Below are 24,306 nucleotides of genomic sequence, written 5' to 3' on the forward strand. Positions count from 1 at the left end.
TTATACAAAGTCTTTTAAGACGTATCAAGAAGTATAACAACCCTATCACTCAAAGTGATTTCACCTATGATAAATCAAGCTTAAAAATTATGTTTAAAGAGAACGACTTAGAACTTACACATGCAGAGTATGAAGTGATGTTATGTTTACTGACAAACACCAATGCGGTGGTATCAAGAGAACAAATTGTTGAGAGTTGTGAGAGTTTGAGTGATAGTTACTCTAAAAGCTTAGATGTCATTATTGGCAGACTTCGTAGTAAACTTAGCGATGATTCTAAAAATCCAAGATACTTACACTCCATTCGGGGTTTAGGTTATAAGATTTCACAATGAACTTTACCCTATCATTAAAAACAAAAATAACGATTGTCTTTGCTTTTTTATTTATACTACTCATCTTAGCTGCTTTACCATTTCACCATAATCAAGAGATCAAAGCAAATGAAAATGTGATGCACAACTATGAAAGGTTCATGCAACATATTAAACAAGAGAGAATGTCTAAAGAGAATGTTATTAACTATTTAAAAAATCTTAGTTTTATTGAAGTTGCAAATGCAAAAGAGATTGTACTCTTGTCTGAGAAGAAAATTATTAGAAAACATGGGTTTGAGATATTTATTGTAAAAGACAACTACTATTTACATGTATTAGCACCACACTTTAGAGTGCTTTTAAAAGACACATCAAATAAATTTAAAAAAAGCTATATAGACCTATTTGTTATCTTCTTTGTTGTCTTACTTTTTATATTTATCTATTATCTAATTATCAAAAATATAAACGATACTGAGCATCAACTAAAATCTAGACAACTTTTTCTACGAACTGTTATGCATGAGCTAAAAACCCCTATTGCTAAAGGGAGGATAGTTGGTGAACTAATAGACGATGAGAAACAAAAAGATAGAATCATCATTATCTTTGAAAAACTCAACTTCCTAATAGATGACTTCGCAAAAGTTGAACAGATAGTTTCAAAAAACTACCATCCAAACATGTATAATTGCACAATTATAACTGTTCTAGAAAAATCTATAGATATGTTAATGCTTGAAAACAGTGAAAATATCATATGTGAGAACATATCTACAAAAAAGATACATGTTGATTTAGATTTATTTGCAATGGCGCTGAAAAACCTTATTGACAATGGTCTAAAATATTCAAATGATTCAAAAGTCATTGTTAAAGAACAAGAGAATACTCTTCTGTTTATCTCAAGTGGCACACAACTCCAAAAGCCTTTAAACGAATACTTTAAACCGTTTCACAATGATACAAAGCTTAAAAATCATGGGATGGGACTTGGTATATATATAGTCAATTCTATTCTTCAAATGCATCAGATGGATTTAGAATATGAATATTTAGAAGGTAATAATATATTTAAAATTATTTTAGAGAAATAAGATATGAAAATGTATAGAGATATTTGTCACTGGTTACATATGGATAGTAGCTGCTTTATTTATGAAGTTTTTATTAGAAAAGTGGAGATTCACTCACTGGAGTGTATTTTGAAGTAGTATCGCAGTATTGTCACATAATATTTCTACAATTACTTCTTGAAGAATTTACTCAAGTCTCTGAGATTTTAGGTTTATATATCAAACATATAATTATTTAGTTTCATACTTTGCAATCTCTGTTACTTCTGAAACTGATGATACAAAGTATTTTTCTTTTATATCTACATAGTCTTTATTAGAGAAAAAAAGGTTCATTGACTCTTCATTTTTAAAATATATGATAAATACGCGATTTATTTTTTCTTTAACTTCACTCTTTAGAACTTCGGAAACTTTAAAGTCATAGCTAAATCCACCACCAAACATTTCCAATATTGGAAGCATTCCTTCTCGGTATTTTCTATATCCATCATCATCTGTAACATACAGTCCAACAAGTCTTTCTACTCTCATAAATACCTCTTAATTTGTATAACGACCGAGGAGAGCAATATTTTTCCGCTAGGGTAAAATATTGGTTCCTGCGTTTTGTTGTGTGTCTTTTAACTAAGTAACTTCTTCATCTCTTTATCGAAGTCAGACTCGATTTTTTGTATTTTATTAAACTCTTCATACTCTTTTGAAGCTTTTTCTTTAGCTTGTATATGTGAAAATTTTCCTTTTCCTTCAAGAATTTGAAACTCATTAAATTCTAAAAATTTATTTACAGATTCACTTACATCTTTCATATTCAATTCTTGACGATTTTCAATGATTCTCTCAATATAATCAAAATATGCACCTATAGTTCTTTCAAGCTTTTTAATATCATCTTCTTCAAGATAGTTTTTTGCTATGCTTGTATCTGATTTCAGTACTCTTCCATCGGGCGAGTTTTTCCAAGAAGTTAAACCCATGTTTGGCTTTTTAATATCTGCGTTTTCATAGACTATTTCAGCAGCCGTTTTACCTGTCATGGCAAAGTGAAACTTGTTTTGTACAGTTGCATAAAAATCTTTAGTAGTTTGTGCATTTTTATCATAATCAAAACTACATTCTGCAAAGATATCTGTGATTTGTTGATAGATGCGTCTTTCACTTGCTCGAATAGAACGAATACGCTCAAGAAGCTCTTTAAAGTAGTCTTTTCCAAAGTACTGACCATTTTTAAGCCTATCATCATCCATGGCAAAACCTTTGATGATATACTCTTTTAAGATTTTAGTAGCCCATATACGAAACTGTGTGGCTTGTGCTGAGTTCACTCTATATCCTACAGATAAAATAGCATCAAGGTTATAAACATTAACCTCTCTTTTTACCTCTCTTTTACCTTCAGTTTGAACTATTGGGAATTTCCCAATAGTTGAATCCTCTTCTAGTTCATGACTTTTATAGATATTTTTAAGATGCTCATTTATAGTGGAAACATCTACACCAAAAAGCTCAGCCATTCTTTTTTGAGGAAGCCAGACCGTTTCATTGTGCATAAAAATTTCTACTTTTACATCGCTGTCTTTAGTCGTGTAAAGTAAAAACTCTGTAAGTTCATCTTTTATTGTTAGATTATTATTTGTCATTGAAAACTTCCTTACTCGTGGCAATCTTTTTATCTGCATATAAGATTACATCTTTTATAATAAGTTTTTGAATGGCTGAGATAAAGATTTCCATTACTTTGTAATTTGGTTGATTATTTTTTATGAGTCTTCTGCCTTGAGTAATTTTATTAAAAATATTTTGATAGTTAAATTCGTCAAATTCAAACTTTTCTTTTTCGAAATCATCCAGTTCTTTTACTTCTATGGTATCTTGTCCATTATCAGTTGTACATATTAAAAATTCTGCTGTTGAGTTTCTAATTGTTAGGTTTTTATTCATTGTTAAACATCCTTTAGCGCAGTACTTTTAAAATTTTAACTAAAAATTATAGTCTAATTTAAAAAGATGTCATTTTGTGATACTTTTTTACTCTTTATTTGAATGAGAAATATCATCAAGTATGTCTCCATTTTTAAGTGATAAAATTACATCTTCAAAGCCAATCCCTCTTTCTTTTTTTATCTATTCATATTTGAATTTAACTATCTGATTGGTAGCTTGTTAAAATTACATCAGCAGCAAGTTCTCTAATTGATATTAACGATTGATACGAGGTGGATTCAAACCAATTGTTTAAATCTTGATTATTGGGAAATTTAATTATTACGTTAATTGGATGTTTTTGATTGCCCGATAAATTTTTTGTTTTATGACCTCTAAATACGAGCTCGCCTGAGAATGGGATTAAGGTATCAGTTACCTTACTTTTATATTCTTCCCATTTAACTTCATCTTTAACTATAATATTACCGATAACATAAGCTTCTTGCATAATTTATCCTTTATTTTTACACCTTACTCTAGGGAACTAATAAAGAATAGCTCCATATGTTCTTTATTGTATCATATGTGTAGACATCATTAATCGCAAAGTCATTTTCTTTGACACTGTAAAAAGATATTCTATCTATAATATTGAAGTTGTATCCAATAAAACTATTGGGTCTTATTTTATGATCGATAGTATTACTTTCACTTCTTGTTTTTCTAATAGATTACACACTAGGGGTAGTATTTCTATGAGTAAGTAGTAGTGGTTGTCCATCAAACAATAATCATGAAGAGTAACTTTATGTATAGTTGCTGTTTTATTTATTATTTGTAAAAACATATCTTTATCATTAGAGTTATTAAAAACATTACATCGTTGGAATTTTTGACACATTAAAGCTTTTAATTTTCATATCATTACATGAAAAAATGCTTTATCTAAAAATATGATATTATGAAATATTTTTAAAGTTGTAGTTTCTAAAAAGTGGAGATGTTACCCCTGGGGTGTAGTCTCCGAAGGGTAATTTATTGGCTCCACTGAGACTGTTGTTATTTAATTATTTCACAGTCTCTCTGTTTTGTTATATCTTTTGTCCCTTAAATCCCAAAAGTGGAGATTCATTCACAGGGATACATTTACTCCGTCTCTTTCTTTATTATACGGAACTTTTTCAACAGTTCCCACATATCTCTGAACTGTAAGTCTATTTGCATATGTCCCAGAATAACCACAAATAGCAAGTAATGACATTTCCAAATACCAAAGACTTATATTCCAAGCTTCAAGAAATAAAGATGTTGTGATTTTCCCATGTTTCTTATGCTCAGGATGAATCAAAGAGTTTCTTATTTCAGTTAGCCCATGAGGTATATCTAGCCAACTATATTCTTTGGCACTTTTAGTAAAATTAATAAGTGATTCATCTATTTTAATAGGTATATCTAAAGATGAAAATAAGAGTCTAAACTTATCTGAAGCCCATATATCTTTAAAACCTTTAGCGGACAATAGTTTTTTTTCATTTACTACATATTCAAAAGAAAGTCTTTCCAGAGCTGCTTGAGTCAAAATAAGCCCAGCATCAATACCTCTACTTGAATCATTCGCATTAAGATACCAATAGATGATTTCTTTAATTGTAGTTTTCCAGTTATCTTTTTCCCATAAATTCATAAATAATGGGAATAACTCTTCTAATTGGGATGCATGCATGGTATCAAACCATGAAAATGGTGATTGCCATTGTTTATTTGGAGAATTAAATGAATACCATATTTCTTTATTTGAAGTATTAAAGCCTACTGGACACACTGGTCCACACCAAGAACCTTTAGCAAAAGATATAAAATATCTAAGTCCTTCTAGTAAACTTATTTGCTCATTTTCAGTAAACATTGAATCATCGCTTTTTTCAATACTACCTACTTGTGTAAGCCTATAGCCACCTTCATTTTTAAGAATTTGCACACTATCTCTAGTTGAATATAATGACTTAATTGTAATTTTATATGTTTTCCAAAGCAATGTAAAATATGAAATATGTTTTGGAGTATTTTCATGTGTTTCTGTAGAAAAACTTTCACTATGAAAGTCATTGAAATTAAAAAGATGAAAAATAATTTTCTTAGTTTCTTCATTTTTGAAAAGCTGGAGTTTTGTTGGTTCAGATCTTGCCCGCCATTTCATTTTCCAAGTAGATTGTTCTGAACTATCCCCCATATTAAAACCATCTATCTTATGGTCATCTAAAGAAAAAATGTTTGTAGAAGTTTCTCCAAACATATCATTCATTATATGGATGGGTGATACATTCTCAAATTCAGCATTAAAGATAATACTTGCACTTGGTTGTAGTTCTAACTTAGCTTCGCCACTTCCTCTATAAAGTTCATCTTTTACAGTTATTTTAGCTTTTCCTTTATGTAGTAAAAAACTATTTTGATTTGAATCAAAATTAAACAATGGTTCAATATTCAACTTATTCATTATAATCCTCTGTTAGTTCTTCAAATTTTAAGATACTGGAATATCTCATATAAACTAGACAAACTTTAATCCAGTAATTTAGATTTTGACTATAGCTTTATAACGGCAAGCTGGCACGTTTAGGGCTTAGCTTCGCCGTTGCACGTTCTCGCTCCGCGGGAACATGCAACTATTTATTCAACATCATTATATATAGTTAAACCTTAATCTATATCATTAACTATTACAGTTAATGATTGTTAATTAGAAGTATTTTTGTATAAATATGACTGATTGTCCTATTTATACATTATTTTGCATTTTTTACCTACTATTCTTAAAGATATGATGATTGTTAATTGCCTTAGAGACAAATAACAGCCTCAAATGAGTGTTGACAATGATACTTAAGCGAAAGGATTGAAGGTGGAAGTTATAAAGGAAACTATTGGATTTAGTGTGAGATAAGAAAGGGTTTGGGAGATAAATAGGGCTAAATTTATTAGCCCCATAAAAAGAAAGTTATTTAATGGTTTACTTATGTAATTGCTTAAACAATTTACCTAGCCATTTATCAGCATCTTTGACACTCTCAAATCTTTGAGATTTAGCAACTTGATCCTTGCCTTCATAAAACCTGACTCTTATACCATCTTCTACATGGTCTATCTTGGTTCTTGTGATTCTATTGAAATTCAAATGAACTCTCTCATTTAGTTTAACAAACATATCTACCTCCTGAATTTATATATTGTAACACAATAAGGATTTGCAGTCAATTTTATTTTACCTAAACTACTTCGAGTCAGTTATGGAAGATATAGTTCTGATATATTTGATTTTTTTATGTCTACCTTGTATAAGAGCTAAAAAATATCTTGTAGAAATTGTCATGTCATTTGTACAAATTGCTATTCTTAATAGTTTTGAAACCTCATATAATTCAGGTATCAAAAATAAAGGAATTTAAATATGGAATTTTCATATCACAACCCAACGGCAATAGAATTTGGTCAAGGCAAAATAAAAGAAGTCGCTAATAGAATTAGTACAGATAAAAAAATATTATTAGTTTATGGTGGAGGATCAATTAAGAAAAATGGTGTATATGATCAAGTAATCAAAGCATTAGAAAATCATACATTCATAGAATTTTCAGGTGTTGAAGTAAATCCAACAGTAGAGACTATGAATAAAGCAGTAAAAATTGTAAAAGAAGAAAAAATTGATTTCATTCTTGCAGTTGGTGGTGGTTCGGTAATTGATGGATCTAAATATTTAGCAGCTGCTGCTCTATATGATGGTGATGCATGGGATTTCTTAGATGGAACTGCGGAAGTTGAAAAAGCATTGCCATTAGGTGTAGTGTTAACATTAGCAGCAACAGGGTCCGAAACTAATCATTTAACAGTAATTTCAAAAAAAGAAACGGATGAAAAAAGAATGTACTTCTCAAATCATTCCTATCCACAATTCGCAATAATGGATCCTAGTGTAATGGCAACATTAAGTGATAGACAACTAGGAAATGGATTAGTGGATGCATTTGTTCATACATCAGAACAATACATAACGTACCCAACAAGCGCTTTAGTAAATGATGGTTATGCTGAGACTTTATTTAGAGGTTTAGTAAAATTAGCTGATACGTGGGAAGATAGAAGAACAGATGCATGGTTAGCTAACTTAATGCATATTGCAAACCAAGCATTAAACTTCCAAATTGGAGCGGGTGTACCACAAGACTGGTCAACTCACCTTATTGGACATGAATTAACAGCATACTACAAACTTGATCATGCAAGGTCTTTAGCAGTAGTGCAACCTTATTTACTAGAAGTAATGGGTGAAGATAAAAAAGAGAAGATTGCACAATTAGGTAGAAATGTATTTGGAATTGACAATGACAATACAGCTGTAATTAAAGCAATGGAAAAAGTTTATAACAAAGTAGGAATACCTACTAAATTAAGTGAGTATGAGATTGACGACAAAGTAATTTCAAATGTAAAAGCAGCATTAATTAAAAATGGTTATACCGCAATGGGTGAAAATGCGAATATCACTCTTGATAAAGTAGAAACAATTTTAACAATGTCTATGAGATAACACTACTGTTTTCTTCAGAAGATGGCTTAACATCTTTTGGGGGATACCCAAAATAAGTTTTAAAATCTCTAGAAAACTGAGAAGCACTATCGTAACCCATTTCATAAGCTGCATCTACCACTTGATATTTATGCTTTGCAATTAAATCTTTTGCTTTATTTAGTCTAATCTTTTTGATATATTGTAAAGGTGTATGTGAAGTAATATTTTTAAAATGTGTATGAAAAGATGAAACACTCATACCTTCTTGTCTTGCTAAATTAGAAATATCCAGATTTGTTTCACACTCTGTATGTATTATTTTTAAAGCTCTCGCTATTTTTGCTTCATTATTATTATCCAAAAACATTTTATGTAAGAAACTTGAGTTCTTACCAACTGCAATTCTATAAAACAATTCTTTTAGTATTGGTTCTTCTAATATTTTTGATTCCTCACGTGATTGTAAAATTTTTAAAAGTCTGAGAGTTAAGTCTTCTATATCTTGATTTACTTCATCTGAAAAAACACCAATAGAATTATCTTGTAATTCACTAGTCTCTTTTTTTGAAACCATATCAATTATCTCATACATCATTTTTTTATCTATTGAAACTATCAATCCTATAAACGGTTCTTCTTTTGAAGCATAAGTTTCACATTCTAAAGGCAAGGTTGTTGGAACGACTAAATAATTATTTGAATCATATGTTAAAGTATGCTCAGACAAATGACCTATTTTTTTACCTTGTAAAACCAAGATAAGACATACATCATAAATAAATGGACTTAAGGGGTCATATTTTGAAGTAGTATATATCTTAACTCCATTGAAAAATGTATCATGAATACCATCGTTTTTAAAAAGTTTATTTACTTGGGTAAGAATCTCTGTTGTCAATTTTATTTTACCTAAATTGTTTCTAGAGCTTTTTCATTAAACTTATATGTTTTGTGTGAAACTTTTACCAAAATACTTTTTTCAGCAAGTTCTTTAAAGAGTTTTATAAGTGTTGGTTTTGATATAGTAATCTTTTGCATGATATCGCTGTATGAAGCTACAAGCTCATTTTTTTCATTGAGATTGTCTAGTATACACTTAACAACTTCTACTTGTTTTGAGTCAGTTATAGCAGATATAGTTCTGATAATATTTGAATTTTTTTGTATCTCTCTTTCTTGGATAAGAGGTATAAGTATGTCGTGAAGAGTGTTAAGCAACTCTTTTAAGTTTATCGGTTTAACAATGTAGTTCTCTACCTTTAACTTTATGGCATCTAACAAGTACTTTGTATCTGTATGCGCAGTTGTTAAAATTGCAGGTATGTTAACATTATCGTCTTCTTTTAGCCCTCTTAAAAAATCTATTCCATTTTCATTTTCAAGGAGGATATCTGAGATAATAACATCTACTTTTTTCTGTTTTAGTACCTGCATTGCTTCCTCTGAAGTTTTAACAGCATATACATTCTTTAAAAAGTCGCCCAACATATCTCTTGTTTGCTTTAGTAGAGAGTCATCATCTTCTAGATATAGTACATTAAATTCATTCAGTATATTTAAATTTCTAGTCATTATATTTTCTCGCTTTCATTTATAGGTATTGTAATTGTAAAAAGAGTACATTTCTCAAAATCTTCATTTTCTATTCTATAATAAATATTCTTACAATCTATTGTACCATGCATATGTTTTTCTATAATTTGTTTTGACATATAAAGGCCTATGCCCGTACCCGCACTCTTATACTTAGTTGTGTAGTATGGTTCAAAGACATGAGGAAGTATCTTATTATCTATTCCACCACCATTGTCTACTATATTTATTCTTATTTTATATTTTGATTTTTTAACGATTATTTCTATAAGTTTCTTATTTTCTTTTGAGCTAAGAGCATCTTTAGAATTTGATATGATGTTTAAAAAGACATGAGAAATTTCATTATAATATCCATGCATCGTTACATCATGTAATATTTTTAAATGAAAGCCAATTTTTTCTTTATCTAAAACGTATTTTGACAAATTCAAGGAGTGTTCAATACAGTCTTTTAATGAGAATTCTTCCTTGTCTTTATTTGGCTTGAAAAAGTTTTGGAAATCTTCAAGAGTATTTGACATGCTATTACCAAGTAAAATAGCATCATTTACTTTCTCTTCTACAATTTCAGGAGTCAATTTTCCCAACTCCATTTTAGTCTGAAAGCCCTGAACTATCATCATAAGTGAACCTAGTGGTTGTCTCCATTGATGAGCTATATTTGCAATCATTTCACCAAGGCTGGCAAGTCTTGACTGCTGAAACATTATAAGGTCTTTTTTTCGCGAGTTCCCTACTTCATCTTGGATTCTTTTTTCCAAGGACTTGTTGAGAGCCAACAGCTCTTTAGTCTTTTCTTTTACAGCATCTTCTAAACCAAAATGAAGTTTTTTAAAATGTACAATAATAACTACCGAAAGTATGATAGAAAACAGAAATACCCATACGATAGAGATATTTAAAATCATAGATAAAGTGTTAAATACCTTTTGAGTATCCTTTCTCTCACTTATTGCCATATTTAAATTGTAATTAGTCAAATTTGTAATATATATGGAGATAGTATTGATCTCAAAATCAACATTATCGATAAGAATTGTCACCCTTTCATAGTTTTCTTTTGACAACTCTACAAGTATTTCTGCAACAAGAGAATCAATCTTTAGATTTTTCTCATTTATATTTGAGATGATACTATTTTGTAATATAGTATTTTTTTCTTGATTACCTATGTTAAAGAACTTTTTTATTACCTTAGTTACCCAAGATATTTCATACTCTTTTGAAAAAGTAATTTCTAAATATTTATTCCAATCTTGTTCAATAAGCTGCTTACCTAAACTCAATACATCGTACGATTGCTTTAATGTAATATTTTTATGCTCAACATCGTAGAGTGTATCATGAATGTTAACTAGATATGCGTCCTTTATAGCTTCAAGTTTAATAATCGGCTTCGTTCTCTTTTCAAACAAAATATCGAAGTCATGTTTGACAGTATATATAGATATTTGAGACAAAATTATTATCAATATCATCCCCCCTATAATAATAAAGAGTAAAATTGATGTCTTATATGTAAAAGGTATCTTATCTATGTATAACAATATATCTTTAATTTTCATTGTGCACTTCTATAAATTGAGAGTTTTCATACTTAAACAAGTAAACTTTATTGTGTAGTTGATTATTTTTATAATCTATACTAACACCATCTAAAATATTTTTGGGAAGTCTCTTTATCTCTTTGAGAAACTTATCTCTTGTAATAGAGCCATTTATACTCTTTAAGGCCTTTACAATTGATTTAGCTGCTAAGAATGCTTCTAAAGATATGAAACCTAATGGCTCATCGGCAAAGTACCTTTTCATCATCTTTTTGTACTCTAAAATAACAGGCTTCAAACTATCATTATAACTTGGAACAACTTGGGAGAAAAGTAAATTCTCAGTATTGTAGTCTAACTCTTTTATCATCTCATCCGCATCTCCAAAAGAGATATTACAAAAGAGTGTATTTTTAAAAATAGGATCCTTCTTCGCTGTTTTAATAAATAAAGCATTTGCTTTATACGCTCCAATCATAAAAACTGCTTCTGGTCTTGCACTTTTAATTTCATGAAAAGCATGCCTTATGGAAAGAGTATTTCTTTTATATGTCCCTTCACCTGCAAGCTTCAATCCTCTCTCATTGAGAGAGTGAAGAAGTGAAACAAAACCTTCTTCACCATAATCATCATTTTGATAAAAAACAGCAAACCTTGAGATATCTCTTTTACTTCTCAAGTACTCAATTATATAATCAATCTCTTCTTTATAAGAACTTCTAAAATTAACTATATTTGCCACATTGTTATTTCTTAAAAAAGAGGCCCCTGTAAATGGAGCTATTAAAGGTATTTCGGTATTTCTAAGATTGGGTAATATTTTTTTTACTGTAGGGGTACCGACAAAACCAAAAAAGGCAAAAACATTTTTATCTATAAGCTTCTTCATATTTTCTACAGTTAAATCCGGTTCATACTTATCGTCATAAACAATCAGTTTAACTTTTACATCCCCAAGTAACTTATTTTGATTAGCATGTAAAAAGTATGCATTAGAGCCACTATACACAGCATCACCTACAGCATGCATGATTCCACTTTTTGGTATAGAAAGACCTAGTTTCAAGGATTTTCCATCAAACCTATCATCTGCATAATTAAGATATATAAAAATCAAAGCAAGTAAAAAAGCAATTATATATTTAAACACTAAGACCCTTTTTTATTAATTATAACATAACTCTCTCTATATAGAAGGAATCTATTTTATATTCTCATGCAGTGTAAAAAATGGTAAAATATATTTAACTATTTAAGTTTTATATAAGTTTTATATAGATAGAATTGGTAATAAATATTTGACCAAAAGGATTTAAGATGCAAGAATTTGTCTACTTCAGTGATAAAGAGCTAGATTTTCCCCTTAACGAAAGCATACTAGTAACGTCTGAACTCTCAACTGCTTCAACTAGTGAATTTATTGTCTCAAATTCAAAAAATGTACATGGTGAAATAATTGCAGATGAAATAGATTTTTATATCACAAACTCGCAAGACTCAATGGCAAACAAAATTAAAAATGTTGAAAAATTATATGAGATTAATGCTATTAGATTTGATATGGCACAAGATATAGAATACACACAAGAAGTATCAAATGAAGTTCTACTTGTTTCTACTAAAGAGCAAAAAGAAGATTTTCTAAAAGCAATGGTTCCAGATGAATTTAGTCTTTTACGTGTTTCAACTGAAGTAGTTAAGTCTGTATCTGGGCATATTGGAAACTTAACAGTAGTAGTAAATGATGGCGTTAAAAATGCGACACTCAATGTTTCTCAAATAGTATGGTATGACCAAACTGAGATGGCAACTAAGCAGAGTGGTTCGTTCGATCCAAATGAAAGCTCACTTGATGATGTTCTTGCGACTCTACGCCTTAACATAAGTAACTATGAATACAAAAAGTTCACTGTGTATGATTCAAACATCTGCCAGTATCATGAAAGAAGAGAAGAAATATGTTCAAAGTGTGTAGAAGTATGCCCTACTGTAGCTATTGTAAAAATAGATGAGCTTAAACATCTAGAGTTTTCACAAATAGATTGTCATGGATGTGGTGGTTGTATTTCTGTTTGCCCATCAGGCGCATTAGACTATGCCCCGCAAAACAGAGAAAGTACGTACCATATCGCAGATTACTATAAAGGACATACTCCTTTAATTATTCCACAAAAGATGAATATCAAAAACCTAAGTATAGAACTTAAAGAAAATGTTTTACCACTTGCTATAGAAGGTGAAAAGTTCTTACATGAAGGAACATTTCTCACTCTTTTACAAGAATCAGGTTCACAAGTTATCTTTTACTCTGACTTTTTAGCAAAAGGGGTAAAAGACTCTATCTTAATTTTAAATCAGGTATATCAGAAAAAATACTCTATGGATGCAATCATCGTTGCTATGGATGAAGAAGAACTAGTAAATGCACTAGAGCAAGTTAGTTTTATTGAAAATTCTAGATTTAAAATGAATGAGTTAAGCACAAGAAAAAGAGAAGTCTTCTCAAATAGACTTAAATACATAGTTGGAGATGATGACCTAGGTGAAGTACAAACAGGTGAACATATTCACTATGCAAAAGTAAATGTCAACGAAGCCAACTGTACTCTTTGTCTAGCGTGTGTAGGTGCTTGTAATGTAGATGCTCTTGTAGCAAATGTAGATGATAACTCACTGAGAATAAATCCTAGTATCTGTACAGCATGTGGATACTGTGAAGTATCTTGTCCTGAAGCAGATTGTTTGACTATAGAAAAAGACGTTATTAAACTAAATTCTTCTTGGTTTACAGAAGAGGTACTAGCAACAGACACTCTCTTCGCCTGCGTTGAATGTGGTAAAGAATTTGCAACAACTAAAGCAGTAGAGAAGATTGCTAGCATGATGGCACCTATCTTCAATCATGATCCAATTAAAGAGAGAACACTTTATTGCTGCGAAACTTGTAAACCTAAAATTATGATGAAAAGCTATATGGAAAATAAAGATCTATATAAAACGCCAGGAGAAGTACAATGAATGAGGTAAAAATAAATAAAGCGAGAGCTTTATACTATGCAATGTTATCAAGATGTTTTGTTTTCACAACTGACAATACAAGATATTTTGAATTAATCAATTTCATTGACATACTTAAAGAAAATCCATTAGACAAGATGTCTGGGCAAGCACTTCAGGACATAAGAGAACTTATAAAGTCTGATTCAAATGTAGCCTTTATGAGTGAGTTTGATGAAATATTTCATTCGCCCGAAACTAAAAACATCAGAACGACTGCTTCTTATTGGGATGAAAATGTAGAAAGTGGTAAAAAAAGAGTTCAGATGAAAAACTTTTTAGGCAAAACAAAAATAAGAAGAGATGAAAAAGCCTACTATGACTATGAAGATAGTATTGGGTTTATATTTACAGTTATGAGTGAGTTATCTGATCTTATTGCAAATGGTGATAACCAGTATAAAAACACTTCACACTGTATCTTTGATGAAATCTTAAATGAATTTATTGATGATTTTTCAAGAGATCTATATGAACATGAAAGTGCAGTTATCTTTAAACATGTAGTGGTCATATTAAAATCTTTTATTGAATTTGAAAGAATTTACTTAGAAGTTTCTGCTCCTGCATTTAAAGAAAGAATTGTAGAAAAAGAAGCTTGTTCAAATGAGATATCACAAGAAGAGATGGATAGACGAGAAAGAAACAGAATACTTAGAGAATCAGGTCCAAAAAAAGAACAAGATGTTTGTTCTTTAGATGTAGCTTCTGATGTAGAAGTAGACGTCTAGCTCCACTAGTATGGGGCTTACATAAGATTAATCTTTTGATTTTATGTAAGCCTCATGTTCTTGGGGCTAATCACAATATAAAGGAGACAACTATGCAAGAAAGTAGAAGAAATTTTCTTAAAAAAAGTGCAATAGTTGTTGGTGCTACTGCTGCTGCAGGTGCCACGGCGTTAGCTGCTAATACAGAAAAGGCTTCTCTTGAAGCTAATTCGGATGGAGTTGTTGTTGGAAGCTCAAATAAAAAAGAGATTCTATACAAAAAAACACAAGCTTGGGATGATTTTTACAAACAAGCTTTATAGTGAATAAGGAGTCAAAATGAGTGCATTTGATATGCTAAAAGCTCAAATCGGTAGACGGTCATTTTTAAAAATGGCCGCTGTCGCTACAGCTGCAAGTGTTACAAATAGCTTCGCTAACGATGGTATAACAAGAGCCGCGACACAAGAGGAAGTTAAAAATCCTTTTCCTGGTTCTAAGAATGTTAAATCAATCTGTACAGCATGTTCAGTTGGATGTGGTGTAATAGCCGAAGTACAAAATGGCGTTTGGGTTAGACAAGATGTTGCACAAGATCATCCAGTATCGCTTGGTGGTCATTGTTGTAAAGGTGCTGATATGATCGATATGGTTCGATCAGACGTCAGACTTAAATACCCAATGGTTAAAAAAGCAGGACAGTGGAAAAGAATTTCTTGGGAAGAAGCCCTAGATGGAATCTCTACAAAATTAGAAAACCTAAGACAAACTGCTGGACCAGATTCAACAATGTTTTTAGGATCAGCAAAATTCGGTACAGAACAATCTTACTACTATAGAAAATTTGCTGCAATGTTTGGAACGAATAATATAGATCACCAAGCTAGAATTTGACATAGCTCTACAGTCGCCGGTGTGGCGAATACATGGGGTTACGGTGCTATGACAAATTCACTTGGAGATATTCAAAATGCTAAAGCTATTATTATATTTGGTGCGAATCCTGCGGTAAATCACCCAGTTGGTTTTCAACATTTCTTAAAAGCTAAAGAAAGAAACAATGCACAGATAATTGTTATTGATCCAAGGTATACCAAAACTGCAGCTAAAGCAGATCTTTATGCACAGATTAGACCAGGTACAGACATTCCTTTTATGTATGGAATGCTAAACATTATTTTTGCAAATGGCTGGCACGACAAAGGCTTTATCAAAGATAGAGTTTATGGAATGGAAGACGTAATGAAAGAGGCTAAAAATTGGCCAATTGAGAAAGTTGCAGATGTAACTGGTGTAGATGCTGCTTTGATTATTCAAATCACTAAAGCATATGCAAACCAAACTCCTGGAACTCTTATTTGGGCTATGGGTCTTACACAACATAGTAATGGTTCTTCTAATACTAGATTGGCTCCTATCTTACAACTTGCTCTTGGGAACATGGGTATAGAAGGTGGTGGATGTAATATTCTTAGAGGTCATGATAATGTTCAAGGTGCAACAGATATGGCTTGTTTATCTGACACATTACCAGGCTATTATGGTCTAAGTGATGGTTCATGGAAGTATTTTGCTAAATCGTGGAATGTTGATTATGAATGGTTAAAAGGTCGATTTAAGACTAAAGACTGGATGAATAAAAAAGGATTTACCCTTGCTAGATGGTGGGCTGGAGTTCTTGCTGGAAATGAAGGTGAAGATGCTATTCATAACAATGGCACAAACCTAAAAGCACTATTTGTTATGGGTAATGGTATTACATCAACTGCTCAAACTAAAAAGGTTAAAGAAGCACTAGACAATCTCGACTTGGCTGTTTTTTGTGATCCATTTGTAAATGAGGGAGCTATTCTTACTGATAAGCAAGATGATGTTTATATTTTACCAGCTGCAACTCAGTTTGAGACTTCTGGTTCAGTTACAGCAACAAACAGAGCTGCTCAGTGGAGAAGTAAAATTATTGAGCCTATGTATGAGTCAAAGACAGATCAAGACATTATGTTTGAACTGGCTAAGAAACTTGGGTTTTATGATGAATTAACTGCTGGAATGAAAGTAAAAGAAAATAAAAAAGATTTTACTTGGCCAGAAGATGCAACTGATGAAATTGCAAGAATCATTAAGACTATTGGTCTTACTGGGTGGACTGCTAAAAGGTTAAAGGCACACCAAGAAAATTGGCATATGTTTGATCAGGTGTCTGGTAGAGGATATGGCAAGATGAAGGGTGAATACTATGGTTTACCATGGCCATGTTGGACTGAAAAACATTCAGGATCAGCAATACTTTACAATATCAACAGAAGTGTTGCAGATGGTGGAATGGGCTTTAGAAATAGATTTGGACTAGAACATGATGGTCAAGATTTATTATCAGGAAAAGGTTCAGCACCTAAAGGTTCAGCGAAGAAAGATGGTTACCCTGAGATTAATAAAGATAATATAGAAGAAGTTCTTGGAATCAAACTCACTGCTGATGAAAAGAAAAGAATAGGTAAAAACTGGAAAGTTGATACTTCTAATATTATCGCGGAAAAATGTATGGAACAAGGTATGGCACCGTATGGAAATGCTAAAGCGAGAGCTAAAGTATGGACATTCCCTGATCAAATTCCTATGCACAGAGAGCCTTTACACTCTCCAAGACAAGATTTGACTAAAGAGTATCCAAGTTTTGATGATAAAGAAAATCACTTTAGAGTGGATACAAGATATATTTCTGAACAGACTGCACAAAATTGGTCGAAAGATTTTCCTGTTAACTTGATTACAGGAAGACTTGTAAATCTAAATGGTGCAGGTATGGAAAATAGAGCTTCTAAGTATCTTACGGCCTTAACGCCAGAGATGTTTTGTGATATCAATCCAAACCTAGCAGGAATGCATGGGATTCGTGATGGTTCTATGATGTGGATACATTCCCCACAAGGTACAAAGATTAAAGTCAAAGCAAAGTATTCACACTCTGTCTCGGAAGATAGTGTGTTTATACCAATTCACTTTGCAGGCGTAATGGAAGGTGAAGATTTATCTCACAAGTATCCAGAAGGAACTGCACCATATGCGGTTGGTGAGAGTGCGAACACCGTCACAAATTACGGCTATGACATAATTACTCAAATCCCTGAAACGAAGGGTGGGTTATGTCGAGTCGAGCAAGCATAGGAGTGCATTATGAGTAAAATAGACGTTTCAAGAATGAAATTTTATTGTGATGAACACAGATGTATTCATTGTGATGGTTGTTCCGTTGCATGTGCTGAAGCACATGAATTACCAGCTGGAATTAACAGAAGAAAAGTTGTAACAGTCAATGAAGGTATACAAGGTATGGAGTTTTCTTTATCTGTAGCTTGTATGCATTGTACTGATGCTCCTTGTCAGCAAGTATGTCCAGTTGATTGTTTCTATATTAGAGAAGACGGTATCGTTCTTCATAATAAAGAAGTATGTATAGGGTGTGCTTATTGTTTATATGCTTGCCCTTTTGGAGCTCCACAGTTTCCTCAAGATGGTGCTTTTGGTACAAAAGGCGTCATGGATAAATGTACTATGTGTGCAGGTGGTCCGGAAGAGACTAACTCACATAAAGAAAGAGAACTATACGGGCAAAATAGAATCGCAGAAGGTAAAGTACCTGTATGTGCTTCTATGTGTTCTACTAAAGCACTACTTGTTGGTGATTCTGCTGAAGTTGCAGATATCTTTAGAGAAAGAGTCGTAGCTGCTGGACATGGGGTACAATCTGCACCTTATGGATGGGACAAAGCTTATGCAAAGTAAAAGTTTTCTTAGTGAATATAAGACCTATTTAATTATAGGTTTTCTATTCATCCTTTTAACATATTGGTATTTTTACTTAGCAACAATTGCTGACATAGGTTATGTATTTAACTTTATTATGCAAATTGTACAAGGAAATATTACCGGACAATTAGTGCCATTTGATAGTTTAACTCACTATGAACAAATGGAAGTAGGACTTTTCGGACCAAGCTATGAAACTATAGCTCCTGAAGTTATTCGTGCATTTGAAGAGAGACAGCATTTGTTGCCTTTAGTTTTTTTAGCAGAGTTCTTCCTATTTTTAACTATGTTTATTGTTGCCAAAGGAAGAAAACAAGCTCAAATTACTAGAGCTAGCGATACTGTACAAGTATACTCACTCTTTCAAAGAGTGATAATTTTATTAAATATTATAGTTATGGCTTATCTATTTGTTACTGGATTTTCAATTACATTTGGAAATATTACCGGTGGTGGATATGTAGCAAGGTTTATGAGAGCAAGTCATGAAATTGTTGGTGTAGGTTGGATTCCAATCTGGCTTATTATGACAGTGATTGCTTTTAAAGACCATAAGTATTTTGCAAGACCAACTACAAAGATCTGGAATAAGATTTTTCTCAGAGGGACTTATCATCCAATGGATAGAATAAATTATTATGCATATGTAGCATTTGGAGGGATTTTAGTTTTAAGTGGTTTCATTATCTGGTACATGGTACTAGATTCTGCAACATACGTAGAAACTATTCAATTCAAAAGATTTATATTATTCCTACATTTTATGGGAAGTGCAATTATTTCGTTCTTTACATTTGAGACTGTTTATTCCATGTTTGCAGCTGTAAAAGGCTACATTCCTGGTGTTGTAACTGGAAAGCTACCTGTAGAATATCTGGAACAATTAAGACCTGATGTTTTAGAAGAAGAAGCTTTAACAAATTAAGAAAGCATTGTGCTCCTTATGGGGCAAAATGCTTTTCTTTTTAATTTCAACTATGCAAAATTTGCATAGTTAAAAAGGTATGAAATGTCTAATAGTAAATATTTAAAAACAATCATGATAGACAGAGTAAACGGTGAAGAAATCACAGAAGTGGAAGATGTCACTATTGAAGAAGCAAGACTAAATGTTTATCTCAATGGTGAAAAGATTATATCTATGATGTGTATACCTAAAGACCAAAAAGCTCATGCTATCGGATTTTTAATGAGCGAAAACGTAATCACTGATATAAGTGATCTTGAATCTATTGAAGTAAGCGAAGATGGTTTAAAAGTCGATATCAAAGCAGCAGTTGATACAGACTCACTACAAAACCTCTATAAAGAAAAAACGCTCGTAAGCGGTTGTGGCGGAGGGATTACTGGTAATGTTGCCGGAAGTCTAGAGATTCCATTTAACCAAACTAATTTTGTGATTAGTCCTAAAATAATCAGCGATGAAGTGAAAAAATTCTACGCTGATAGTGAACTATATAGACTAACAGGTTGTGTACATAAAGCAATGCTGTTTTTAGAAGATAAGAGCCTTGTAACAGCCGAAGATATCGGTAGACACAATGCAATAGATAAAGCAGTCGGTAAGTGTAAGATAGATGGTCTTGACACTACAAAAGCAGTTTTATTTGTGAGTGGAAGACTTAGTTCTGAGATGGTTGTTAAAGCCGTTATGCATAGAATCCCTATAGTAGTTTCTAGAACTGCTCCAACATACCTTGGAGTACAAACAGCCAATAAACATGGAATAACTCTCATAGGCTTTGCTAGAGGAAGAAAAATGAACATCTATACCCACAGTGGAAGAGTTCATGACTAATACAGAGCAAATTTTAAAGAAATTTCTAAATGATGATGGAAAGATCAACTGTTTAGATGCTTTTAAATTGGCTAGAGAGTTGAAAATAGAACCTAGTGAAATAGCCGAACTTACCAAAGCGCATAGTATTAAAATTGATAACTGTGAACTTGGTGTTTTTGGTAGTAATGACTTTGGTGAAGCGAGAGAAGATATATATGAGAAATTATTTTCAAAAGCTAATGACAAAAATCAAGTAGAGTGTGTTGCTGCTTGGGAAGTGGCTCAGGATTTTTCTTTGAAAAAAGTTGGTGCAACGACTAAGAAAAGTGATATTGAAGTTACATATTGTCAGCTTGGATGTTTTAGAACAAGGAGTCACCATGGTAGTAAAAGTTAAAACTTGGCTAGAAGATGACAATGAGCATCTCATATTTGGTGGTGGTAAAACTCAAATCTTAGAACTCATAGATGAAACAGGTTCTATTTCCCAAGCTGCTAAAAGAGTTGGCATGAACTATAAAAAAGCTTGGAGCCATATCAAAATACTTCAAGAGTATATTGAAGATGATCTAGTGATAGTAAAGAAAGGAAGAGAATCTGGTGGAACTTCCCTAACACCGAAGGCTAAAGAGCTTATTTCCAAATATAAACTCTTAAAAAAAGAAGTGAGAGACTTTTCCCAAAAGAGATTTGAAGAAATTTTTATGGCAGATGGTGAAGTTATTCATTGTACTAAGGAAAATCAAAATGTATAAACTAAACTATTTGAATTATCCCCAAACAAATGATTTATCAGTCCAAAAAACATTAAGTATTGAGGCTTTGAGTAGTAATGTAGAGTTTGAAAGTTTAAATAAAAATTTAACATCAAGATTTAACTTTTCCAATTTACATAGTTTCTCTTTTTCTAAAGAAGGTTTTTTAGGTTTGATGTTGGAGTTTAAAGTAGACATTGCAGTTAGTCTTGGCGAGAGTGAATCGGTGTTTCAAGCAGCCGAGATTTATGAGTCACTTGGGTTTAACGTTACATACATAAACCTAATGCCAGATGGAACTATAGACTATAGAGGTATTGAATCTCTTAAAGAGAAGTATCTATTTTTATCACCTTATGTCATTGATACTTTTGTAAAAGTAGATTTAAAAAAGGTAAAAGAAATTTTTAGCGGAACTGTTATCTCAAATATATCAGCAACACTTGATGCTGCTGATTGCGACGTGGCTTATTTTGATGTTTACAAACTCAGTGGTTACTTTACACATTCTGTATTGCTTCATAATGATCTTTTTAAAGAGCAGAACCTAGCAAATATTGACACTGTAGGTTTGAAACTCACTTTTGATGCTGTGAACAAAGAGATACCTTGTATTTCTTGTAAAGATGAGTTTATACAGGTTTTAACCCAAACTCTCAAAGATGATCTCATCTTCTTTGTAGATGAAAAGGCAACACTTAACAATGTACTACATTTTGGACTCAAAGGTATAAAAGCAAGGGAAGTAATTAGAAACTTGAGCCTCTCAAATATTTTTGTAACAAATGGTGAAGGGTGTTCTTTGGGACTTTCAAAACCTTCGAGAATAATTCAAGCTATGGGTTATACAGAATTACAAAGTAGACAAGCTTTATCTTTGTCTTTTGAGAAAAATTTAAGTAGTGATGAGATTCTCTACGTGGTATCAAAAATAGGGAAATCATACAGACAAATAAAGGCTTTACATGAATAAGTATTTAGATTTTAAAGATGCAGTATCTTTGTCACTCGATATTGCACAGATTACAAACATTCAAGAGATAACGCACATAGAAAATTCTATTGGAAGAGTTTTAGCGCAAGATATCTTTTGTACTAAGAACCTACCCTCTTTTAACAATTCTGCAATGGATGGCTTTGCAATAAAGGCTACAGATGCAGGAAAGAGACTTAAGGTTGTAAAAACAATCTTAGCGGGTGAAAATTCTGATGAGTGTTTGGGTAATAATGAGTGCTATAAAATAATGACAGGAGCGAAGGTTCCTAATGACGCAGATACTATCATCCCTATTGAGGATGTTTTAGATTATAAAAATGATGAAGTAAGCATAAAAGAAAATGTCAAGAAAAATGCATGTTTAAGATTTAAAGGTGAAGAAAAAGCCCTTGAAGATGTATTGTTCAACAAAGGTGAAGTAATTACATCTACGATGATTGCAATATTAGCCTCTCAAGGCATAATTATGTTGTCGGTATATAAAAAGCTTACTATTGCTGTTGTATCTACTGGAAATGAATTAAGAGAGCCGTGGGAAAGTGCGAGTGAAGATGAGATATACAATTGTAATTCTTACGCAATTATCTCACTTTTAAAAGAGAAAGGTTTTAATGCAACTTATACAGGTCTTGTGCCTGACTCTTTAGAGAAGTCTATAGCATTTGTAAAAACTCTTAAAAACTACGACGTCATCATCTCCACTGGTGGTATTTCTATGGGTGATGCAGACTTTATGGCAGAAGCATTTCAAAGTAATGGTTTAGATATAGCTTTTCACGGTGTAAACATAAAACCGGGTCGTCCTGTTATGATGGGAAAGATGGAAAATACTTTTGTTATGTGTCTACCGGGGAATCCTTTGACTGCTATGGTTAATATGCATCTCTTTGCACTTCCCGTTCTACATAAAATGCAAGGTTCCTTAGCCATACATCACGATATAGACATTGCTAAAAATGTCCAAAGTTTTAAAACAAAAGCAGGTCGTGTAAATGTTGTGCTTGGATTTTATAAAAATGGAGAATACAAAGTAACTCAAGACAATAAGTATGGCTCAGGAATGATTACTGTCTTACACGATAGCAACTGTATTCTAGTAACCGATGATGTAACAGCTTCAATCAGCGAGCAAGAAAGTGTTAAGGTAATTAAATTTAATTGCCTCTATACAAATAATCAAGTTAATTTATTTAACTAAGAGGTAAAGAAGATGAATAAAAAAATATTACTAAGTCTAGGTCTAAGTGTTGTATTGGTATCTAGTATGCTTGCAAAAGAGAAAATAGCTGTATTTCATGCTGGTAGTCTGGCAGTTCCATTTGCAGATATAGAAAAAGCATTTGAAATTAAGTACCCACAGTATGATGTTCAAAGAGAAGCTAGTGGAAGCAGAGCTGCTGCTAGAAAGATTTCTGAGATAGGTAAAGCGGCGGATGTAATGGCGAGTGCTGATTACAATGTAATAGACAACCTGCTTATTCCAAATCATGCAAAGTTCAATGCGCAATTTGCAACGAATGAAATGGCAATAGCCTATACATCAAAAGCAAAATATGCAAATGAAATTAACCCACAAAACTGGCCAGAGATTTTTCTAAGAGATGGGGTTAAGGTCGGTCACTCAAATCCAAATATGGATCCATGTGGATACAGATCAATCTTAGTAACAAAACTCGCAGAAAAGCACTACAAGATTCCAGGTTTTTTTGAAAAACTATTTGGATACGGTACATCATATAAAGTTGGTGAAGAAGATAGGAAAAAAGTGATTGTTAGACCGAAAGAAACAGACTTACTTGGACTTATAGAAGCTAATGCTTATGATTATCTCTATATTTATAAATCCGTTGCCGAGCAACATGGTTTGAATTATATCACTCTTCCAAAAGAAGTATCTCTAAAAGACAATGAGTTTAGGGATTTCTATAAAACCGCCTCATTTGACATAAGTGGAAAGAAACCAGGTCAATTCATTACTAAAAAAGGTGGAGCGATGGTTTACGGTATCACAGTTGCGCAAAATAAAAAGTCACCAGCAAATAAAGAAGGAGCAATCAAGTTTGTAAACTTTGTACTCTCGGATGAAGGTCAAGCTATTATGATTAAAAATGGTCAGGGAGTTATCTCTCCTGCAAATATTTCTGGAGATGCTTCCATAATAGGAAAGTAAA

The 24,306-nt window shown here is 32.1% G+C and carries 26 protein-coding genes; 15 read left to right on the plus strand and 11 right to left on the minus strand.

The genetic code is table 11. From position 1 onward, the window contains the following. On the plus strand, window positions 1-335 hold a 335-nt coding region (locus ACI9TV_RS09225), incomplete at its 5' end, for a winged helix-turn-helix domain-containing protein (RefSeq protein ID WP_415250493.1). Continuing rightward, window positions 332-1,414 carry an ArsS family sensor histidine kinase gene (locus ACI9TV_RS09230; RefSeq protein ID WP_415250494.1) on the plus strand — a complete coding sequence of 361 codons (1,083 nt, stop codon included), beginning with the start codon at window positions 332-334 and terminating at the stop codon, window positions 1,412-1,414. The genes ACI9TV_RS09225 and ACI9TV_RS09230, both read left to right, overlap by 4 nt. Before the next feature lie 210 nt (window positions 1,415-1,624). On the opposite strand, the gene ACI9TV_RS09235 is transcribed toward ACI9TV_RS09230, so the two are convergent. The 7 genes from ACI9TV_RS09235 to ACI9TV_RS09265 form a co-directional block, all read right to left on the minus strand. Continuing rightward, window positions 1,625-1,927 (minus strand): DUF1330 domain-containing protein, encoded by a 303-nt coding sequence (locus ACI9TV_RS09235; protein ID WP_415250495.1) that lies wholly within the window; start codon window positions 1,925-1,927, stop codon window positions 1,625-1,627. Between the two features lie 89 nt (window positions 1,928-2,016). Continuing rightward, complete coding sequence (locus ACI9TV_RS09240) at window positions 2,017-3,033, minus strand: virulence RhuM family protein (protein WP_415250496.1); 1,017 nt, start codon at window positions 3,031-3,033, stop codon at window positions 2,017-2,019. Beyond that, window positions 3,023-3,334, minus strand: a complete 312-nt coding sequence (locus ACI9TV_RS09245) for a hypothetical protein (RefSeq protein ID WP_415250497.1) — start codon at window positions 3,332-3,334, stop codon at window positions 3,023-3,025. The genes ACI9TV_RS09240 and ACI9TV_RS09245 overlap by 11 nt, the downstream gene beginning before the upstream one ends. A 199-nt stretch (window positions 3,335-3,533) precedes the next feature. Further along, a complete protein-coding gene (locus tag ACI9TV_RS09250; protein ID WP_415250498.1) occupies window positions 3,534-3,827 on the minus strand; it encodes a DUF1330 domain-containing protein in 294 nt (97 codons plus the stop codon). Window positions 3,828-4,001: 174 nt separating this feature from the next. Continuing rightward, window positions 4,002-4,220 carry a transposase gene (locus ACI9TV_RS09255; RefSeq protein WP_415250499.1) on the minus strand — a complete coding sequence of 73 codons (219 nt, stop codon included), beginning with the start codon at window positions 4,218-4,220 and terminating at the stop codon, window positions 4,002-4,004. A gap of 231 nt (window positions 4,221-4,451) precedes the next feature. Continuing rightward, window positions 4,452-5,816 (minus strand): hypothetical protein, encoded by a 1,365-nt coding sequence (locus ACI9TV_RS09260; RefSeq protein ID WP_415250500.1) that lies wholly within the window; start codon window positions 5,814-5,816, stop codon window positions 4,452-4,454. 513 nt (window positions 5,817-6,329) lie between these two features. After that, window positions 6,330-6,524 (minus strand): sodium-dependent tyrosine transporter, encoded by a 195-nt coding sequence (locus tag ACI9TV_RS09265; RefSeq protein ID WP_415250501.1) that lies wholly within the window; start codon window positions 6,522-6,524, stop codon window positions 6,330-6,332. 243 nt (window positions 6,525-6,767) lie between these two features. On the opposite strand from ACI9TV_RS09265, the gene ACI9TV_RS09270 reads away from it, so the two are divergent. Beyond that, window positions 6,768-7,904 (plus strand): iron-containing alcohol dehydrogenase, encoded by a 1,137-nt coding sequence (locus ACI9TV_RS09270; RefSeq protein ID WP_415250502.1) that lies wholly within the window; start codon window positions 6,768-6,770, stop codon window positions 7,902-7,904. Here the strand turns inward: ACI9TV_RS09270 and ACI9TV_RS09275 are convergent. The 4 genes from ACI9TV_RS09275 to ACI9TV_RS09290 form a co-directional block, all read right to left on the minus strand. Further along, a complete protein-coding gene (locus ACI9TV_RS09275) occupies window positions 7,894-8,784 on the minus strand; it encodes an AraC family transcriptional regulator (protein ID WP_415250503.1) in 891 nt (296 codons plus the stop codon). The genes ACI9TV_RS09270 and ACI9TV_RS09275 overlap by 11 nt on opposite strands. Window positions 8,785-8,795: 11 nt before the next feature. After that, window positions 8,796-9,461 (minus strand): response regulator, encoded by a 666-nt coding sequence (locus tag ACI9TV_RS09280; protein WP_415250524.1) that lies wholly within the window; start codon window positions 9,459-9,461, stop codon window positions 8,796-8,798. Next, window positions 9,458-10,960 carry a sensor histidine kinase gene (locus ACI9TV_RS09285; RefSeq protein ID WP_415250525.1) on the minus strand — a complete coding sequence of 501 codons (1,503 nt, stop codon included), beginning with the start codon at window positions 10,958-10,960 and terminating at the stop codon, window positions 9,458-9,460. Before ACI9TV_RS09285 ends, ACI9TV_RS09280 begins: the two co-directional genes overlap by 4 nt. A 76-nt stretch (window positions 10,961-11,036) precedes the next feature. Then, window positions 11,037-12,179, minus strand: a complete 1,143-nt coding sequence (locus ACI9TV_RS09290) for an ABC transporter substrate-binding protein (RefSeq protein WP_415250504.1) — start codon at window positions 12,177-12,179, stop codon at window positions 11,037-11,039. Window positions 12,180-12,346: 167 nt separating this feature from the next. Here ACI9TV_RS09290 and ACI9TV_RS09295 point away from each other — a divergent pair, with 167 nt between their 5' ends. The 12 genes from ACI9TV_RS09295 (at window position 12,347) to wtpA (ending at window position 24,305) form a co-directional block, all read left to right on the plus strand. Further along, complete coding sequence (locus ACI9TV_RS09295; RefSeq protein ID WP_415250505.1) at window positions 12,347-14,047, plus strand: 4Fe-4S dicluster domain-containing protein; 1,701 nt, start codon at window positions 12,347-12,349, stop codon at window positions 14,045-14,047. Further along, window positions 14,044-14,817, plus strand: a complete 774-nt coding sequence (locus ACI9TV_RS09300) for a TorD/DmsD family molecular chaperone (RefSeq protein ID WP_415250506.1) — start codon at window positions 14,044-14,046, stop codon at window positions 14,815-14,817. The genes ACI9TV_RS09295 and ACI9TV_RS09300 overlap by 4 nt, the downstream gene beginning before the upstream one ends. A 92-nt stretch (window positions 14,818-14,909) precedes the next feature. After that, window positions 14,910-15,119 carry a Tat pathway signal protein gene (locus tag ACI9TV_RS09305; protein ID WP_415250507.1) on the plus strand — a complete coding sequence of 70 codons (210 nt, stop codon included), beginning with the start codon at window positions 14,910-14,912 and terminating at the stop codon, window positions 15,117-15,119. 16 nt (window positions 15,120-15,135) lie between these two features. Continuing rightward, window positions 15,136-17,961, plus strand: a complete 2,826-nt coding sequence (locus ACI9TV_RS09310) for a formate dehydrogenase subunit alpha (protein ID WP_415250508.1) — start codon at window positions 15,136-15,138, stop codon at window positions 17,959-17,961. A gap of 9 nt (window positions 17,962-17,970) precedes the next feature. Then, the gene (gene fdh3B / locus ACI9TV_RS09315) at window positions 17,971-18,579 is read left to right on the plus strand and encodes a formate dehydrogenase FDH3 subunit beta (protein WP_415250509.1); all 609 of its coding nucleotides are present in this window, start codon (window positions 17,971-17,973) and stop codon (window positions 18,577-18,579) included. Then, complete coding sequence (locus tag ACI9TV_RS09320) at window positions 18,569-19,528, plus strand: cytochrome b/b6 domain-containing protein (protein WP_415250510.1); 960 nt, start codon at window positions 18,569-18,571, stop codon at window positions 19,526-19,528. The genes fdh3B and ACI9TV_RS09320 overlap by 11 nt, the downstream gene beginning before the upstream one ends. 84 nt (window positions 19,529-19,612) lie before the next feature. Continuing rightward, window positions 19,613-20,401, plus strand: coding sequence for a formate dehydrogenase accessory sulfurtransferase FdhD (gene fdhD, locus ACI9TV_RS09325; protein WP_415250511.1), 789 nt, complete (start codon window positions 19,613-19,615; stop codon window positions 20,399-20,401). After that, window positions 20,394-20,780, plus strand: a complete 387-nt coding sequence (locus ACI9TV_RS09330) for a ModE family transcriptional regulator (RefSeq protein ID WP_415250512.1) — start codon at window positions 20,394-20,396, stop codon at window positions 20,778-20,780. Before fdhD ends, ACI9TV_RS09330 begins: the two co-directional genes overlap by 8 nt. Continuing rightward, window positions 20,764-21,138, plus strand: a complete 375-nt coding sequence (locus tag ACI9TV_RS09335; protein ID WP_415250513.1) for a winged helix-turn-helix domain-containing protein — start codon at window positions 20,764-20,766, stop codon at window positions 21,136-21,138. Before ACI9TV_RS09330 ends, ACI9TV_RS09335 begins: the two co-directional genes overlap by 17 nt. Then, complete coding sequence (locus ACI9TV_RS09340; protein WP_415250514.1) at window positions 21,131-22,111, plus strand: cysteine desulfurase; 981 nt, start codon at window positions 21,131-21,133, stop codon at window positions 22,109-22,111. The genes ACI9TV_RS09335 and ACI9TV_RS09340 overlap by 8 nt, the downstream gene beginning before the upstream one ends. Next, window positions 22,104-23,333: a molybdopterin molybdotransferase MoeA gene (locus ACI9TV_RS09345; RefSeq protein ID WP_415250515.1), complete on the plus strand. Its 1,230-nt coding sequence runs from the start codon at window positions 22,104-22,106 to the stop codon at window positions 23,331-23,333. Before ACI9TV_RS09340 ends, ACI9TV_RS09345 begins: the two co-directional genes overlap by 8 nt. A 12-nt stretch (window positions 23,334-23,345) precedes the next feature. After that, the gene (wtpA, locus tag ACI9TV_RS09350) at window positions 23,346-24,305 is read left to right on the plus strand and encodes a tungstate ABC transporter substrate-binding protein WtpA (RefSeq protein WP_415250516.1); all 960 of its coding nucleotides are present in this window, start codon (window positions 23,346-23,348) and stop codon (window positions 24,303-24,305) included. Window position 24,306: the final 1 nt, after the last annotated feature.

The sequence above is a fragment of the Sulfurimonas sp. genome, assembly GCF_047622445.1.
Taxonomy (GTDB): domain Bacteria; phylum Campylobacterota; class Campylobacteria; order Campylobacterales; family Sulfurimonadaceae; genus Sulfurimonas.

Coding starts and splice junctions, on each gene's coding strand:
- ACI9TV_RS09230 (WP_415250494.1), top strand. CDS start 332: ATGAACTTTACCCTATCATTAAAAACAAAAATAACGATTGTCTTTGCT.
- ACI9TV_RS09235 (WP_415250495.1), bottom strand. CDS start 1,927: ATGAGAGTAGAAAGACTTGTTGGACTGTATGTTACAGATGATGATGGA.
- ACI9TV_RS09240 (WP_415250496.1), bottom strand. CDS start 3,033: ATGACAAATAATAATCTAACAATAAAAGATGAACTTACAGAGTTTTTA.
- ACI9TV_RS09245 (WP_415250497.1), bottom strand. CDS start 3,334: ATGAATAAAAACCTAACAATTAGAAACTCAACAGCAGAATTTTTAATA.
- ACI9TV_RS09250 (WP_415250498.1), bottom strand. CDS start 3,827: ATGCAAGAAGCTTATGTTATCGGTAATATTATAGTTAAAGATGAAGTT.
- ACI9TV_RS09255 (WP_415250499.1), bottom strand. CDS start 4,220: ATGTGTCAAAAATTCCAACGATGTAATGTTTTTAATAACTCTAATGAT.
- ACI9TV_RS09260 (WP_415250500.1), bottom strand. CDS start 5,816: ATGAATAAGTTGAATATTGAACCATTGTTTAATTTTGATTCAAATCAA.
- ACI9TV_RS09265 (WP_415250501.1), bottom strand. CDS start 6,524: ATGTTTGTTAAACTAAATGAGAGAGTTCATTTGAATTTCAATAGAATC.
- ACI9TV_RS09270 (WP_415250502.1), top strand. CDS start 6,768: ATGGAATTTTCATATCACAACCCAACGGCAATAGAATTTGGTCAAGGC.
- ACI9TV_RS09285 (WP_415250525.1), bottom strand. CDS start 10,960: ATGATATTGATAATAATTTTGTCTCAAATATCTATATATACTGTCAAA.
- ACI9TV_RS09295 (WP_415250505.1), top strand. CDS start 12,347: ATGCAAGAATTTGTCTACTTCAGTGATAAAGAGCTAGATTTTCCCCTT.
- ACI9TV_RS09300 (WP_415250506.1), top strand. CDS start 14,044: ATGAATGAGGTAAAAATAAATAAAGCGAGAGCTTTATACTATGCAATG.
- ACI9TV_RS09305 (WP_415250507.1), top strand. CDS start 14,910: ATGCAAGAAAGTAGAAGAAATTTTCTTAAAAAAAGTGCAATAGTTGTT.
- fdh3B (WP_415250509.1), top strand. CDS start 17,971: ATGAGTAAAATAGACGTTTCAAGAATGAAATTTTATTGTGATGAACAC.
- ACI9TV_RS09320 (WP_415250510.1), top strand. CDS start 18,569: ATGCAAAGTAAAAGTTTTCTTAGTGAATATAAGACCTATTTAATTATA.
- fdhD (WP_415250511.1), top strand. CDS start 19,613: ATGTCTAATAGTAAATATTTAAAAACAATCATGATAGACAGAGTAAAC.
- ACI9TV_RS09330 (WP_415250512.1), top strand. CDS start 20,394: ATGACTAATACAGAGCAAATTTTAAAGAAATTTCTAAATGATGATGGA.
- ACI9TV_RS09335 (WP_415250513.1), top strand. CDS start 20,764: ATGGTAGTAAAAGTTAAAACTTGGCTAGAAGATGACAATGAGCATCTC.
- ACI9TV_RS09340 (WP_415250514.1), top strand. CDS start 21,131: ATGTATAAACTAAACTATTTGAATTATCCCCAAACAAATGATTTATCA.
- ACI9TV_RS09345 (WP_415250515.1), top strand. CDS start 22,104: ATGAATAAGTATTTAGATTTTAAAGATGCAGTATCTTTGTCACTCGAT.
- wtpA (WP_415250516.1), top strand. CDS start 23,346: ATGAATAAAAAAATATTACTAAGTCTAGGTCTAAGTGTTGTATTGGTA.